At 71.1% G+C, this 14,925-nt stretch carries 10 protein-coding genes; 3 read left to right on the forward strand and 7 right to left on the reverse strand.

Going from position 1 to position 14,925, the window contains the following annotated elements; genetic code table 11:
- Nucleotides 1-14: 14 nt before the first annotated feature.
- A complete protein-coding gene (locus tag ACZ6ZQ_RS11545) occupies nucleotides 15-785 on the forward strand; it encodes an SDR family NAD(P)-dependent oxidoreductase (protein ID WP_469768332.1) in 771 nt (256 codons plus the stop codon).
- A 48-nt stretch (nucleotides 786-833) separates the two neighbouring features.
- On the opposite strand, the gene ACZ6ZQ_RS11550 is transcribed toward ACZ6ZQ_RS11545, so the two are convergent.
- Nucleotides 834-1,352, reverse strand: a complete 519-nt coding sequence (locus ACZ6ZQ_RS11550) for a DUF4240 domain-containing protein (protein ID WP_469768522.1) — start codon at nucleotides 1,350-1,352, stop codon at nucleotides 834-836.
- Nucleotides 1,353-1,462: 110 nt separating this feature from the next.
- On the opposite strand from ACZ6ZQ_RS11550, the gene ACZ6ZQ_RS11555 reads away from it, so the two are divergent.
- A complete protein-coding gene (locus ACZ6ZQ_RS11555; protein WP_469768333.1) occupies nucleotides 1,463-2,383 on the forward strand; it encodes an SDR family oxidoreductase in 921 nt (306 codons plus the stop codon).
- On the opposite strand, the gene ACZ6ZQ_RS11560 is transcribed toward ACZ6ZQ_RS11555, so the two are convergent.
- The 6 genes from ACZ6ZQ_RS11560 to ACZ6ZQ_RS11585 all read right to left on the reverse strand — a co-directional run bounded on the left by ACZ6ZQ_RS11560 (nucleotide 2,374) and on the right by ACZ6ZQ_RS11585 (nucleotide 12,498).
- Complete coding sequence (locus ACZ6ZQ_RS11560) at nucleotides 2,374-3,342, reverse strand: helix-turn-helix transcriptional regulator (RefSeq protein ID WP_469768334.1); 969 nt, start codon at nucleotides 3,340-3,342, stop codon at nucleotides 2,374-2,376. The genes ACZ6ZQ_RS11555 and ACZ6ZQ_RS11560 overlap by 10 nt on opposite strands.
- Nucleotides 3,343-3,595: 253 nt before the next feature.
- Nucleotides 3,596-6,292 (reverse strand): pyruvate dehydrogenase (acetyl-transferring), homodimeric type, encoded by a 2,697-nt coding sequence (gene aceE, locus ACZ6ZQ_RS11565; RefSeq protein WP_469768335.1) that lies wholly within the window; start codon nucleotides 6,290-6,292, stop codon nucleotides 3,596-3,598.
- A gap of 380 nt (nucleotides 6,293-6,672) precedes the next feature.
- On the reverse strand, nucleotides 6,673-7,296 hold the full coding sequence (locus ACZ6ZQ_RS11570; RefSeq protein WP_385412902.1) for a GntR family transcriptional regulator: 624 nt from the start codon (nucleotides 7,294-7,296) through the stop codon (nucleotides 6,673-6,675).
- A gap of 109 nt (nucleotides 7,297-7,405) precedes the next feature.
- Nucleotides 7,406-9,163, reverse strand: coding sequence for a 2-oxoglutarate dehydrogenase, E2 component, dihydrolipoamide succinyltransferase (sucB, locus tag ACZ6ZQ_RS11575; protein ID WP_469768336.1), 1,758 nt, complete (start codon nucleotides 9,161-9,163; stop codon nucleotides 7,406-7,408).
- A gap of 88 nt (nucleotides 9,164-9,251) precedes the next feature.
- Entirely contained in the window at nucleotides 9,252-10,640 is a 1,389-nt protein-coding gene (lpdA, locus tag ACZ6ZQ_RS11580) for a dihydrolipoyl dehydrogenase (RefSeq protein WP_469768337.1), read from the reverse strand.
- 313 nt (nucleotides 10,641-10,953) lie between these two features.
- A complete protein-coding gene (locus ACZ6ZQ_RS11585) occupies nucleotides 10,954-12,498 on the reverse strand; it encodes a leucyl aminopeptidase (RefSeq protein WP_469768338.1) in 1,545 nt (514 codons plus the stop codon).
- A 303-nt stretch (nucleotides 12,499-12,801) separates the two neighbouring features.
- On the opposite strand from ACZ6ZQ_RS11585, the gene ACZ6ZQ_RS11590 reads away from it, so the two are divergent.
- Nucleotides 12,802-14,892 carry a hypothetical protein gene (locus ACZ6ZQ_RS11590; protein WP_469768339.1) on the forward strand — a complete coding sequence of 697 codons (2,091 nt, stop codon included), beginning with the start codon at nucleotides 12,802-12,804 and terminating at the stop codon, nucleotides 14,890-14,892.
- Nucleotides 14,893-14,925 lie beyond the last annotated feature (33 nt).

The raw sequence follows: 14,925 nt of genomic DNA on the forward strand, positions 1-14,925 counted from the left end.
GAAGAGAGAGACCCATGAACCGCTACGAAGGTCGCCGCGTGCTCATCACCGGCGCCGGATCCGGCATCGGCCGGGCCACCGTGCACCGGATCCTCGCCGAGGGCGGCCGTGTCGTGGGCGTCGACGTCAGCGAAGAGGGCCTGAAGGCGACCTTCGCCGGGGCCGTTGCCGACGGCACCGCCGCCCGCCTCACCACCGCACTGCTCGACATCTCCGACGAGGCCGCCGTGAAGGCGGGCGTCGCCGTGGCCGTCGAGACCCTCGGCGGTCTCGACGTGCTCGTCAACGCGGCCGGAATCCTTCGCTCGGAGCACACCCACAGGACCTCGCTCGACCTCTTCAACAAGATCATCACGGTGAACCTCACCGGCACCTTCCTGATGATCCGTGAGTCCCTGCCGGCCCTGCTGGCGGGCGACGCGCCGGTCGTCGTCAACTTCTCCTCGACGTCGGCGAGCTTCGCGCACCCGTACATGTCTGCGTACGCGGCCAGCAAGGGAGGCATCCAGTCGATGACCCACGCCATCGCGAGCGAATACAGCAAGCAGGGCCTGCGTGCCGTGTCCGTCGCGCCCGGCTCGATCTCCTCCGACATGACCAGCGGCACCGGCCCCGGCCTGCCCGAGGACGCCGACATGTCGCTCTTCATGAAACTCGCCCCTGCCATCGGAGCGGGATTCGCGAGCCCGGACACCGTGGCCGGCGTCGTCGCGATGCTCGGTTCGCAGGACGGCGCCTTCATCACCGGCACCGAGATCCGTATCGACGGCGGTACGCACTTCTGACGTACGCGCACCATACGTACGCGCGCACATGCGTACGCGCACGTACCGTCAGATCCCGAAGCGGTCCCAGAGCGCGGGGAACCGTTCCGCCAGTGCGCGGTCGTCGTCGAAGTCGAACGGCGTGCCCTCCGGCTCCGCCGCCTGCCCGGGGATCCCCAGATCGGGTGCGACCGCACCGGTGAGCTGCTCGTACGCCTCGTCCGCCGCGTACCCCAGCTCCTCCCCGTCCCCGTCGATCTCCTCGTCGAAGTCGTCCAGGAGATCGGCGAGGGCGTCCGGGTCGTGCACCGCGGTCTCGAAGACCTCCCGCCCCTGGCCGATCAGCCAGCAGCGGAAGTAGTCGAACGCGTCGTCGCTCGCGCCACCGAGCAGCACGGCGGCCGCGCCCCACAGATCCCAGCGGTACGCGCGGTTGTAGCGCGCCTCGAAATGCCGGGCGAAGTCCAGGACGGAGTCGGGATCGAGTTGCAGCAGCCGCTCGACGAGCAGCTCGGCATGGTCCTCGGGGTCGCCCTCGGCGGCCACCCGGGTGCTGTCGATGATCTCCCAGAACTCCGTCTCGTCCATCACGGGACAAGCATCGGGGTTTGCGGAGAGTGGCGCACGTGGAGCCGCCGAAATGCTGCCTTTCGGAAATGTGGACAGAGGATGTCGGATTTTCCTGCAAGCGTTGCACCATGACGACCGACACAGCACTGCAGGGGAAGATCGCGCTGGTCGCGGGCGCGACACGGGGCGCGGGCCGCGCCATCGCCGTACAGCTGGGCGCGGCGGGCGCGACGGTCTATGTGACCGGCCGTACGACGAGGGAACACACCAGCGAGGTCGGGAGGGCGACGGAGACGATCGAGCAGACGGCGGAACTCGTCACCGAGGCGGGCGGCGAGGGCATCGCCGTCCCCACCGACCATCTCGACGTGGACCAGGTCCGTGCCCTGGTCGCGCGCATCGACCGGGACCACGGCCGCCTGGACATCCTCGTCAACGACATCTGGGGCGGCGAGCACCTCATCGTCTGGAACACGAAGATGTGGGACACGGATCTGCAGGGCGGACTGCGGATGCTGGAGCTCGGCGTCCGCAGCCACATCATCACCAGCAGCTGCGCCCTGCCGCTCCTGGTCCGCAACCCCGGCGGGCTGGTCGTCGAGGTCACCGACGGCACGGCCGAGTCGAACCGGCGCTTCCGCGAGAACTTCTACTACGACCTCACCAAGTACGCCCCGATCCGGATGGCCTTCGCGCTCGGCGAGGACCTCAAGAGCGTCGGCGGCACGGCCGTCTGTGTCACCCCCGGCTTCCTCCGCTCCGAGCAGATGCTGGAGATCTTCGGCGTACGCGAGGAGAACTGGCGGGACGCCATCGCCAAGCAGCCGCACTTCGCGATCGCCGAATCGCCCCTCTACATCGGCCGGGCGGTGGCCGCCCTCGCCGGTGACCCCGACCGGGCCAGGTGGAACGGCCGGTCACTCTCCAGCGGACAGCTCGCGAAGGAGTACGGATTCACGGACGCGGACGGCAGCCGGCCCGACGCCTGGCGGTACTTCGAGGAGGTCGTCTACGGCGGCAAGGATGCGCCGGTGGACGACTACCGCTGAGCTTCCGGGTACAGCGCGTGCATACGGGCCGCGGCCTCCGCGAACCGCCTGCGGAGGCCGGCCGGCTCCAGCACCTCCAACTCCGGGCCGAGGCCGAGGAGCTGACCGAAGGCCACCTCCTCCGACTCGACCGGAAGGGTGAGGGTGACCCAGCCCTGCTCGTCCGGCGGCCCGGCGGCCTCCAGCGCCTCGCTGGTGGCGGCGCGGTCCGTGATGTACGGGAGCCGCCGGGCGCCGTCGGGTGAGAGCCGGACGACGATCCCGGAGCGCAGGATCGAGCGGGCGAACTGCGCGGCGCGCTCCTCCCAGAAGGCGGGCAGATCGAAGGACTCGTCCCGTTCGAAACGGTTCTCGGAGAGGGCGACGGCGGTGAACCGGTCGATCCGGTAGACCCGGAACGCCGTACCGTCGGCCCGGGCGCACAGGTACCAGACCCCGGCCTTCAGGACGAGGCCGTACGGCTCCAGCTGCCGCTCGGCGTCCCGGTAGCGTGCGTCGACGAACCGGTCGTCCCACACCGCCTCCGCGATGGTCGGCAGCAACGCGGGGGTCTCCGGCTCCTGGTACCAGCCGGGCGCGTCCAGATGGAAGCGCTGCGCGGCCGACCGTGACGCGTCACTCAGTGACGGCAGCAGTGCGGCGGACACTTTCAGCCGGGCCGCGGATGCCGCGTCCTCGAGTCCCATCTCCCGCAACGCCCCCGGCAGCCCGGACAGGAACAGCGCCTCCGCCTCGCTCCGGGCCAGCCCGGTCAGCCGCGTCCGGTACCCCCCGATCAGCCGGTAGCCCCCGGCCCGCCCGCGGTCCGCGTACACCGGAACCCCTGCCTCCGACAGCGCGAGTGCGTCCCGGGTGATGGTCCGCTCGGAGACTTCGAGCTCTTCGGCGAGTTCGGCGGCGGTCATGGAGGGCCGCGACTGAAGGAGGAGAACCATCTTGATGAGGCGGGCAGCGCGCATGGGGTCATTGTCGCGGGGCCGGCGCCGCGTGCCCCGGTCCGCCCGGCGGGCGGGCTCCGAGGCGCGCCGCCCACGTCCGGCGGCCGGGGGCGCCCCGCACGCCCGTAGGGCGTAGGGGAGATCGAGGCGCGGGTCCGGGGCAGCGCCCCCCCCACGCGGCGGAGCCGCACATCGACACAGCGGGAAGGCCCGCCGCAGGCGCGAAGCCCCCGCCGCCCGGAGGCGACGGGGGCTTCACAGCACCGCACAGGCCCTACAGGCCGTACCGCTCCCGCGCGTCCTTGACCGCCGAGGCCGGGACCTCGCCACGCCGCGCGAGCTGGGCCAGCGCGGCGACCACGATCGACTGCGCGTCGACGCCGAAGTGACGGCGGGCCGCGTCACGGGTGTCCGAGAGGCCGAAGCCGTCCGCGCCGAGCGAGGACCAGTCCTGCTCCACCCACTGGGCGATCTGGTCCGGGACCTGGCGCATGTAGTCGCTCACCGCGAGCACGGGGCCCTCGGCGCCCTCAAGGGCCTGGCGTACGTACGGGACACGGGACTCGCCGCGCAGCAGCGCCGCGTCCGCCTCCAGCGCGTCGCGCCGCAGCTCGGTCCACGAGGTCGCGGACCAGACGTCGGCCGTGACGTTCCAGTCGGCGGCGAGAAGCTTCTGCGCCTCCAGCGCCCAGTGGATCGCCGTACCCGAGGCGAGCAGCTGGATGCGCGGGTCGTCCGCGGCGCCCTCGCCCGTGTTGAAGCGGTACAGACCGCGGACGATGCCCTCGTCGACGCCTTCCGGCTTCGCGGGCTGCGGCATCGGCTCGTTGTAGACGGTCAGGTAGTAGAAGACGTCCGAGTCCTCGCCCGGGCGGGCTTCGCCGTACATCCTCCGCAGACCGTCCTTGACGATCGCCGCGACCTCGTACGCGAACGCCGGGTCGTACGTCAGCGCCGCCGGGTTCGTCGCCGCGATCACCGGCGAGTGGCCGTCCGCGTGCTGCAGACCCTCACCCGTCAGCGTCGTACGGCCGGCCGTGGCGCCGACCAGGAAGCCCTTGCCGAGCTGGTCGCCGAGCTGCCACATCTGGTCGGCGGTCCGCTGCCAGCCGAACATCGAGTAGAAGATGTAGAAGGGGATCATCGTCTCGCCGTGCGTCGAGTACGCGGTGGCGGCGGCGATGAAGTCGGCCATCGAACCGGCCTCGGTGATGCCCTCGTTGAGGATCTGGCCGTCCTTGGCCTCGCGGTAGTACATCAGCTGGTCGCGGTCGACCGGCTCGTACGTCTGCCCCTTCGGCGAGTAGATGCCGAGCGACGGGAACAGCGACTCCATACCGAAGGTACGGGCCTCGTCGGGGACGATCGGGACCCAGCGCCTGCCGGTCTCCTTGTCCCGGATCAGGTCCTTGATCAGCCGGACGAAGGCCATGGTGGTCGCCACGGACTGGTTGCCGGATCCCTTGTCGAAGGCGGCGAAGGCCTTCTCGGCGGGCGCGGGCAGCGCGCCGACCGGGTGGACGCGGCGGGCCGGGGCCGGGCCGCCGAGAGCCGCGCGGCGCTCCTGGAGGTAGCGGACCTCGGGGGAGTCGGCACCCGGGTGGCCGTACGGCACCTGGCCGTCGGCGAACGCCGAGTCGGCGATGGGCAGCCCGAGCAGGTCGCGCATGTCCTTGAACTCGTCCACCGTCAGCTTCTTCATCTGGTGGTTGGCGTTCTTGGACGCGAAGCCCTCGCCGAGCGTGTAGCCCTTGACCGTCTGGGCCAGGATCACGGTCGGCGCGCCCTTGTGCTCGACGGCGGCCTTGTACGCGGCGTACACCTTGCGCGGCTCGTGGCCACCGCGGGAGAGGTGGAAGCACTCCAGGATCTTGTCGTCGGACAGCAGCTTCGCCATCTCGACGAGCGCCGGGTCCGCGCCGAAGAAGTCCTGGCGAATGTAGGCCGCGTCGCGGGTCTGGTACGTCTGGACCTGCGCGTCCGGGACCTCACGCAGGCGGCGGACGAGCGCGCCGGTGGTGTCGAGCTGGAAGAGCTCGTCCCAGGCGTTGCCCCACAGCGTCTTCACGACGTTCCAGCCGGCGCCGCGGAACTGGGCCTCCAGCTCCTGCACGATCTTGAAGTTGGCGCGGACCGGGCCGTCGAGGCGCTGCAGGTTGCAGTTGATGACGAAGGTCAGGTTGTCCAGGCCCTCACGGCTCGCGAGCGCGAGTGCCGCGGTGGACTCGGGCTCGTCCATCTCGCCGTCGCCGAGGAACGCCCAGACGTGGGACGCGGAGACGTCCTTGATGCCGCGGTTCGTCAGATAGCGGTTGAACCGCGCCTGATAGATGGCGGAGAGCGGGCCGAGGCCCATCGAGACCGTCGGGAACTCCCACAGCCAGGGCAGCCGGCGCGGATGCGGGTACGACGGGAGGCCGTCGCCGCCGGACTCCTGTCGGAACTTGTCCAGGTGGGCCTCGGTGAGGCGGCCGTCGAGGAAGGCGCGGGCGTAGATGCCGGGCGATGCGTGGCCCTGGATGTAGAGCTGGTCGCCGGAGCCGTCGGCCTCCTTCCCGCGGAAGAAGTGGTTGAAGCCGGTCTCGTAGAGCCAGGCCGCGGAGGCGAAGGTGGCGATGTGGCCACCGACGCCGTACTTGGAGCCGCGGGTGACCATCGCGGCGGCGTTCCACCGGTTCCAGGCGGTGATCCGGCGCTCCATCTCCTCGTCACCGGCGGCCTGGGTGGGCTCGGCGGCGGTGGGGATGGTGTTGACGTAGTCCGTCTCCAGCAGCTTGGGCAGGTCGAGCCCGGCGACACCCTCGGCGTGCTGGAGGGTGCGGCGCATCAGGTACGCGGCGCGGTGCGGGCCGGCAGCCTTGGTGACGGCGTCAAGAGAGGCCGCCCATTCGGCGGTCTCCTCGGTGTCACGGTCCGGGAGCTGGTCGAGCTCGCTCGGAAGCGGAAGCTTGCTGCCTACGGGGTCGGTCATGATCGCCGCCTTCCGGAGAGGAGGGGGGTGGAGAAAGGGGGCCTTGTCTGGCAGGACGGGGCCGTGGACTGGTGAGTCCGTCGTCGACTGTAAGCCGACGATCGATGATCGATCAAAGCGTGAAGGGAAAAACTTCTTCAGATCGAGAAAGTCGGCACAGGGTGCCGCGAATCCGGGCACGCGGTGCCGGATCTTTTGTGGCGGGGCTCCGCCCCACGGCCCCGGGACCGGGGGTGCGGGGTGGCCTCCGGCGGGGGTGGGGTGACGGTGTGCCCGGTGCCGCGCCCGCGGCAGAGGGCGACCCCGTCAACCACGCACCCCCGCCGGAGGCACCCCGCGCCCGTGGCGGGGGCAACCCAAACGTGCCCTGAGCCGGAGGGTCAGGCGCGGGGCGCGCAGCCCAGGACGTGGGCCTTGACCAGCGCGCCGATCTGCGGGTCCCGGCGGCGGAAGGCCGCCACCAGCTCCTCGTGCTCCTCCGCGTACGACTTCTGCTTCGTCCCCAGCCACCGGATCGACAGCGCCGTGAAGACCTCGATCCCGAGGCCCTCCCACGTGTGCAGCAGCACCCCGTTGCCCGCCGCCTTCACCAGCTCCCGGTGAAAGGCCACCGTGTGCCGCACCTGCGCCGTGCCGTCCGCCGCCCGGTCCGCCTCGTAGAGCGCCGCCACATGCGGCTCCAGCGCCGAGCAGTCCGCCGCCAGCCGCTCCGCGGCCAGCTCCGCCGCGATCTGCTCCAGGCCGGCCCGTACCGGATAGCTCTCCTCCAGGTCGGCCGCCGTCAGATTCCGTACCCGTACGCCCTTGTTGGGCGCCGACTCGATGAGCCGCAGGGACTCCAGCTCGCGCAGCGCCTCCCGTACGGGCGTCTGGCTCACCGCCAGCTCCGTCGCGATGCGGCGCTCGACGATCCGCTCGCCCGGCTTCCAGCGGCCGCTGACGATGCCCTCCACGATGTGCTCGCGGATCTGATCGCGCAGCGAGTGGACGACGGGCATGGTCATGGACCGCTCCTTCAAGAAGAGAAGACCCCTAGACAATACGGCGGCGCCCCTACCTGGGAGTACTCCCGGGCAGGGGCGCCGCTCGTGAGGCTGGTTACAGCCGAGTGGCTCAGAGGCCGAGCTCGACCTCGAACTCGCCGGCCTCCAGGATCGCCTTGACCGCCGTCAGGTAGCGCGCGGCGTCGGCGCCGTCCACCAGACGGTGGTCGTAGGACAGCGTCAGGTACGTCATGTCGCGGACGCCGATGACCGTGCCCTCGGCGGTCTCGATGACGGCCGGACGCTTGACCGTCGCGCCGATGCCCAGGATCCCGACCTGGTTCGGCGGCACGATGATCGTGTCGAACAGCGCACCGCGCGAACCGGTGTTGCTGATCGTGAAGGTCGCACCGGCCAGCTCGTCCGGCGTGATCTTGTTGCCGCGGACCTTGGCCGCCAGGTCGGCGGTGGCCTTGGCGATACCGGCCAGGTTGAGGTCGCCCGCACCCTTGATGACCGGGGTCATCAGGCCCTTCTCGGAGTCGACGGCGATGCCGATGTTCTCCGAGTCGAAGTAGGTGATGGTGCCCTCGTCCTCGTTGATCCGGGCGTTGATGACCGGGTGGGCCTTCAGCGCCTGGGCCGCCGCCTTGACGAAGAAGGGCATCGGGGACAGCTTGACGCCCTCACGGGCGGCGAACGCGTCCTTGGCCTGGCCGCGCAGCTTCATCAGCTTGGTGATGTCGACCTCGACGACCGAGGACAGCTGGGCCTGGCCGTGCAGCGCCTTCATCATGTTGTCGCCGATGACCTTGCGCATGCGGGTCATCTTGACCGTCTGGCCACGCAGCGGGGAGACCTCGAGAGCCGGAGCCTTCTTCGCGGCGGGGGCAGCCGCGGCCGGAGCCGGTGCGGCAGCGGCCTTCGCGGCCTCGGCGGCGGCGATGACGTCCTGCTTGCGGATACGGCCACCGACACCGGTGCCCTTGACCGTGGACAGGTCCACACCGCTCTCGGCGGCGAGCTTACGGACCAGCGGAGTGACGTACGCACCCTCGTCCACCGGGGCGGCGGGGGCAGGCGCCGGGGCCGCCGGGGCAACGGGCGCGGCCGGAGCCGGAGCAGCCGGGGCCACCGGAGCCGGAGCGGCAGCGGCGGGAGCGGCCTGCACCGGAGCGGGCGCCGGAGCCGGGGCGGCCGGGGCCACCGGAGCGGGCGCCGGAGCCGGGGCGGCAGCCGGGGCCGGCGCGGCGGGGGCGGCCGGAGCAGCCGGAGCGGCACCCGGGGCACCGATCACGGCGAGCTTCGCGCCGACCTCGGCGGTCTCGTCCTCGCCGACCACGATCTCCAGCAGCACACCGGCGGTGGGCGCGGGGATCTCGGTGTCGACCTTGTCCGTGGAGACCTCCAGCAGCGGCTCGTCGGCCTCGACGGACTCGCCGACCTCCTTCAGCCAGCGGGTGACGGTGCCCTCGGTGACCGACTCGCCCAGCGCGGGGAGCACGACGTCGGTGCCGGTGGCGCCAACCGCCGGGGCGGCGGGCGCGGCGGGCGCCGCCGGAGCCGCGGGGGCTTCGGCGACAGGGGCGGCCGGGGCCGGGGCCGGAGCCTCGGCGGCCGCGGGGGCCGGGGCGGCAGCGGGCGCGCCCGTGCCGTCGTCGATGATGGCCAGCTCGGCGCCGACCTCGACGGTCTCGTCCTCAGCGACCTTGATGGCGGCCAGGACGCCGGCCGCCGGGGCGGGGATCTCGGTGTCGACCTTGTCGGTCGACACCTCGAGCAGCGGCTCGTCGGCCTCGACGCGCTCGCCCTCGGCCTTCAGCCAGCGGGTGACGGTGCCCTCGGTGACGCTCTCTCCGAGCGCCGGAAGGGTTACGGAAACCGGCATGGTTTCGGTTGCTCCTTACGAATGTGCGGTAGTGGTCGTCGCGCCCGTTACTGCGCTCTCTGGGGGCGGCCCCCCAGACCCCCAGAACTCAGTCGTGGGAGTGGAGCGGCTTGCCGGCCAGGGCCAGGTGGGCCTCGCCGAGCGCCTCGTTCTGCGTCGGGTGCGCGTGGATGAGCTGCGCGACCTCGGCCGGCAGGGCCTCCCAGTTGTAGATCAGCTGAGCCTCACCGACCTGCTCGCCCATACGGTCACCGACCATGTGGACGCCGACCACGGCACCGTCCTTGACCTGGACGAGCTTGATCTCGCCCGCGGTCTTCAGGATCTTGCTCTTGCCGTTGCCCGCGAGGTTGTACTTCAGAGCGACGACCTTGTCCGCGCCGTAGATCTCCTTGGCCTTGGCCTCGGAGAGACCCACGGAGGCGACCTCGGGGTGGCAGTACGTCACCTTCGGCACGCCGTCGTAGTCGATCGGGACCGTCTTCAGACCGGCCAGGCGCTCCGCCACCAGGATGCCCTCGGCGAAGCCGACGTGCGCGAGCTGGAGGGTCGGGACGAGGTCACCGACGGCCGAGATGGTCGGCACGTTGGTCTGCATGTACTCGTCGACGAGGACATAGCCGCGGTCCATGGCGACCCCGGCCTCCTCGTAGCCCAGGCCCTGCGAGACCGGGCCGCGGCCGACGGCGACCAGCAGTACCTCGGCCTCGAAGGTCTTGCCGTCGGCGAGGGTGACCCGGACACCGTCCTGCGTGTACTCGGCCTTCTCGAAGAAGGTGCCGAGGTTGAACTTGATGCCGCGCTTGCGGAAGGCGCGCTCGAGAAGCTTGGAGCTGTTCTCGTCCTCGACCGGGACGAGGTGCTTCAGGGCCTCGACGATGGTGATGTCGGTGCCGAAGGACTTCCACGCGGAAGCGAACTCGACGCCGATGACGCCGCCGCCCAGCACGATCGCGGACTTCGGCACCCGGTCCAGGACCAGCGCGTGGTCGGAGGAGATGATGCGGTTGCCGTCGATGGTCAGACCCGGCAGCGACTTCGGCACGGAGCCGGTGGCGAGGAGGACGTGCCGGCCCTGGACGCGTCGGCCGTTGACGTCGACGGAGGTCGGGGAGGACAGCCGGCCCTCACCCTCGATGTACGTGACCTTGCGGGAGGCGATCAGACCCTGCAGGCCCTTGTACAGCCCGGAGATCACCTCGTCCTTGTACTTGTGGACAGCCGGGACGTCGATGCCCTCGAAGCTGGCCTTGACACCGAACTGCTCGCTCTCGCGGGCCTGGTCGGCGATCTCGCCGGCGTGCAGCAGGGCCTTCGTGGGAATGCAGCCACGGTGCAGGCAGGTGCCGCCGACCTTGTCCTTCTCGATCAGGGCGACGTCCAGGCCCAGCTGCGCTCCGCGCAGTGCCGCGGCGTAACCGCCGCTACCACCGCCGAGGATCACTAGGTCGAAAACGGTGCTGGCGTCGTTCGCCACGTCACGTCCTCCATGCATGTGCGCCGGGCGCCGGTCGTCCAGACCCACGCGGCGGCTGGTGTTCGGCCGCTTATCGTCGGCCCTCTGGTGGGGGCCCTGTCCTGCCGAGAACCCATCTTCGCACTTGTTGACGGAAGGCGGGACGCGGGGCCGGGGTCCGAGACGGCGGTTCTGCCGTCCTTGCGGTTACTCGTCCGTATGAACCTACGGATTTCGTTGAAGGCGTACGGCCCCGGGGGTATTCCCGAGGCCGTACCCCGGCGCGAGCACCGGCTCCCACCGGAGCGGCTGACGCCGCGCCCCCTGTGTCACATCAGCCCAGGTCGCCCGCGGCGGTGCGCTCGGCGAGCTTCACCAGGGTGCGCACCGCGGAGCCGGTGCCGCCCTTGGGGGTGTAGCCGAACGGGGCGCCCTCGTGGAAGGCCGGGCCCGCGATGTCCAGGTGGGCCCAGGTGATGCCCTCGCCGACGAACTCCTTCAGGAACAGACCGGCGACCAGGCCGCCGCCCATCCGCTCGCCCATGTTCGCGATGTCGGCGGTCGGGGAGTCCATGCCCTTGCGCAGGTCGGCCGGGAGCGGCATCGGCCAGGAGTCCTCGCCGACCTCCTCGGCGATCTCGTGGACCGACGTACGGAAGGCGTCGTCGTTCGACATGACACCGAACCTGCGGTGGCCCAGCGCCAGCACCATCGCGCCGGTCAGGGTCGCCACGTCCACGATCGCGTCGGGGTTCTCCTCGGACGCCTTGGCGATCGCGTCGGCCAGCACGAGACGGCCCTCGGCGTCGGTGTTGAGCACCTCCACCGTCTTGCCGCTGTACATGCGCAGGACGTCGCCGGGGCGGGTGGCGGTGCCGGACGGCATGTTCTCGGCGAGCGCCAGCCAGCCGGTGACATTGACGTGCAGGCCGAGGCGGGCGGCCGTGACGACGGCGGCGAACACCGCGGCGGCGCCGGCCATGTCGCACTTCATCGTCTCGTTGTGACCGGCCGGCTTGAGCGAGATGCCGCCCGAGTCGTAGGTGATGCCCTTGCCGACCAGGGCCAGGGTCTTCTCCGCCTTGGGGTGCGTGTAGGCGAGGCGGACCAGACGGGGGCCGTTGGCCGCGCCCTGGCCGACGCCGAGGATGCCGCCATAGCCGCCCTTGACGAGCGCCTTCTCGTCGAGCACCTGCACCTTGATGCCGTGCTCCTTGCCGGCGGCGGTGGCGACGGCGGCGAACGACTCGGGGAAGAGGTCGTTCGGCGGGGTGTTGACCAGGTCGCGGGCGCGGTTGATCTCCTCGGTCAGCGCGATCGCGCGGTCGGCCGCGGCCTTGAACGCCTTGTCGCGCGGCTTGGCGCCCAGCAGGGCGATCTCGGCGAGCGGCTGCTTCTTGCCGTTCTTTCCGCCCTTGGCGTCCTTGCCGTTGCCGTCCTGGTAGGCGGTGAAGGCGTACGCGCCGAGCAGCGCGCCCTCCGCGATCGCCTCGGCGGCGGCCGGGCCGTCGGACGCCTCGATCGGCAGCGCGAACGCGGCCTTCTTCGTACCGGCCAGCGCACGGGCGGCGGAACCGGCGGCGCGCCGCAGCGACTCGGCGGTGTACGCCTCGTCCTTCTCCGGGACGGCACCGAGACCGACCGCGAGCACGACCGGGACCTTGAGTCCGGACGGCGCGGGCAGCTTGGTCACCTCGCCCTCGGCACCCGAGGCGCCAAGGGTCTCGAGGACGGTGGCGAGCTTCCCGCCGAACGCCTTGTCCACGGCCTCGGCGCCGGCGGCGACGACCGGGCCCTTGGCGCCCTTGGCGACGCCCACGACGACCGCGTCGGCGCGCAGCGTCGTAGCGCCGGCAGTGCTGAGAGTGAGAGCAGTCACGGTGGTGAATTCTCGCTTCCGTTTAGTCCTGTGGCCGAAAAGGTGGGCTCGGCCGTGCCCGGCGCATCGTAAATCGGGCGAGTCGGAGCGCCGGCACCGAGCCTACGCGCGCTGCCGACGTTCGCTCATGGCGGCGGCCGTTCACCCATACGTGGTGTCTCCGTCGCGTTTCCCGCGAGGAGAGTGAGCCCTACGTCACACTCGGGCCGAATGCGCAAGGGAGCAACTTGCTGCTTTGCATGATTTCCACAGGTCCTCCCCGGAATCACCGCAGGCGAGGGTCGTCGAGGGTGGGGGGAAACCATGGTGCCCGGATTCAGTACGAGCGGACCGACGCGCGCGCTCAGCCCAAGGAGACGGGGCAGGATCGGCACGGCAGCGGTCGCGCTCACCACATCGCTGCTCGCGGCGGTGCTTCCCGCGTCGTCCGCCGCGGCCGCCGATCCGGTGCCGCGGATCGATCTGAAGGTCCTGGTCGTCGACGACGGCGGCGAGGCGGTGGCGGCGGTCACCTCCGAGCTGCGCAGCACCGGAGTCCCGTACAGCGTCGTCGACCTGGACGACCCGGGGCGGCCGCAGATCAGCGCGGCGTTCCTGAGCGACACGGTGAGCGGCCGGCCGCGCGCCAAGTACCAGGGAGTGGTCCTCCCGAACGAGGCCCCGTTCGGGACGGACTCCGCGGGCGCGGCGGAGCAGGCCGCGCTCGTCGCGTACGAGACGACGTTCGGCATTCGCCAGGTGGACGCGTACACCTGGGCGCACCCGGGCGTCGGACTGGACTACACCAGCGAAGGCGGCTGGTCGGGCACCCTCGACGGGACGGCCGCCGCGGTCACCGCCGCTGGCAGGTCCGGCCCGTTCGGCTATCTCGACGGTGCGCTCGCCTTCGAGGACAACGCGCCGGACGTCGGCGAGAGCTACGGCTACCTGGCGCGTCCGCGCGAGGGCTTCACCAGCTACGTCGACGCCCCCGTGCCCGGAGGCGAGGGCCGGGCCAGTCTGCTCGGCGAGTACGCGCACGACGGCCGCCGCGAGCTCGTCGTGACCTTCGCGTACAACCAGCACCAGCGGCAGTTCCGGCTGCTGGCGCGCGGCATCGTCGAATGGCTCACCCAGGGCGTCCACCTCGGCCAGAGCCGCAACTACTTCTCGGTCCACGTCGACGACGTCTTCGCGCCCGACGCCCGCTGGGACACCGAGCGCAACTGCACACCGGGTGACATCGACTGCGCGGGCCCCGAGGGCGAGCAGACCCCGGACATTCGGATGACCGCCGCCGACGCCCAGTACGCCGCCCAGTGGCAGCAGTCCAGGGGCTTCACGCTCGACATGGTCTACAACGCGGGCGCCGGCGAGGAGTGGAAGGCGGAGCACGGCGGCACGGACGCGCTCACCGCGCAGCTGCTGGCCGACCGTGCCAGGTACCGCTGGATCAACCACACCTACACCCACCCGTTCCTCGGCTGCGTCCAGGACGTCTCCGTCGTCCCCTGGCAGTGCGCCACGGACACCGCGGGCAACACGCAGTGGATGAGCCGCGCCGAGATCGCCGCGCAGATCCGCGACAACCACAACTGGGCCGTGAACAAGGGCATCTCCGTCGACCGCACCGAGCTGGTCACCGGTGAGCACTCGGGTCTCAAGACCCTTCCGCAGCAGCCCGTGGACAACCCCGACCTGGCCCCCGCGTTCGCCGACAACGGCGTCAGGTGGGTCGCGAGCGACAACTCGCGCGAGCCGCAGCAACGCGCCGTGGGCAGCGCGGTCACCGTGCCCCGCCACCCGATGAACGTGTACTACAACGCGGGCACCGCGGCCGAGATGGCCGACGAGTACAACTGGATCTACACGTCCCGGGCGGACGGCGGCAGCGGCGTCTGCGAGACCAACCCGGCCTCCACCTGCCTGGACCAGCCGCTGGACACCACCACCGGCTACGCGGAACACATCGTCCCGCAGGAGACCAGGATCGCCCTCGGCCATGTGATCGCGAACGACCCGCGCCCGCACTACGTCCATCAGTCCAACCTGGCCGAGGAGCGCATCCTCTACCCGGTGCTCGACAGCATCCTCGGCGACTACCACTCGCTGTTCGCGGACAGCGCCCCGCTCGTCAACCCGCGCCAGCGCGACGCCGGTACGGAGCTGAGCCGCCGTGCCGCCTGGCAGAAGGCTCTCGACGACGGCAAGGTCACCGCGTACCGCATCGGCACCACCGTCACCGTCCAGGCCCCGTCCGGCACCGTCGTCCCCGTCACCGCACCCGAGGGCACTCGTAAGCAGCTTCTGCTCGGCACGGCCGTCTTCGGTACTCCGTACGCGGGGCAGCGCTCGGCCTGGACCGGGCCGGAGCTGCTCCAGTCCGCCGTCACCCTGAGGCTGCCCGGCGCCTGACCGCGCGCCCGTGTTCACGCGTGGGCCACGCAC

The organism is Streptomyces sp. NPDC053673 (assembly GCF_055585225.1).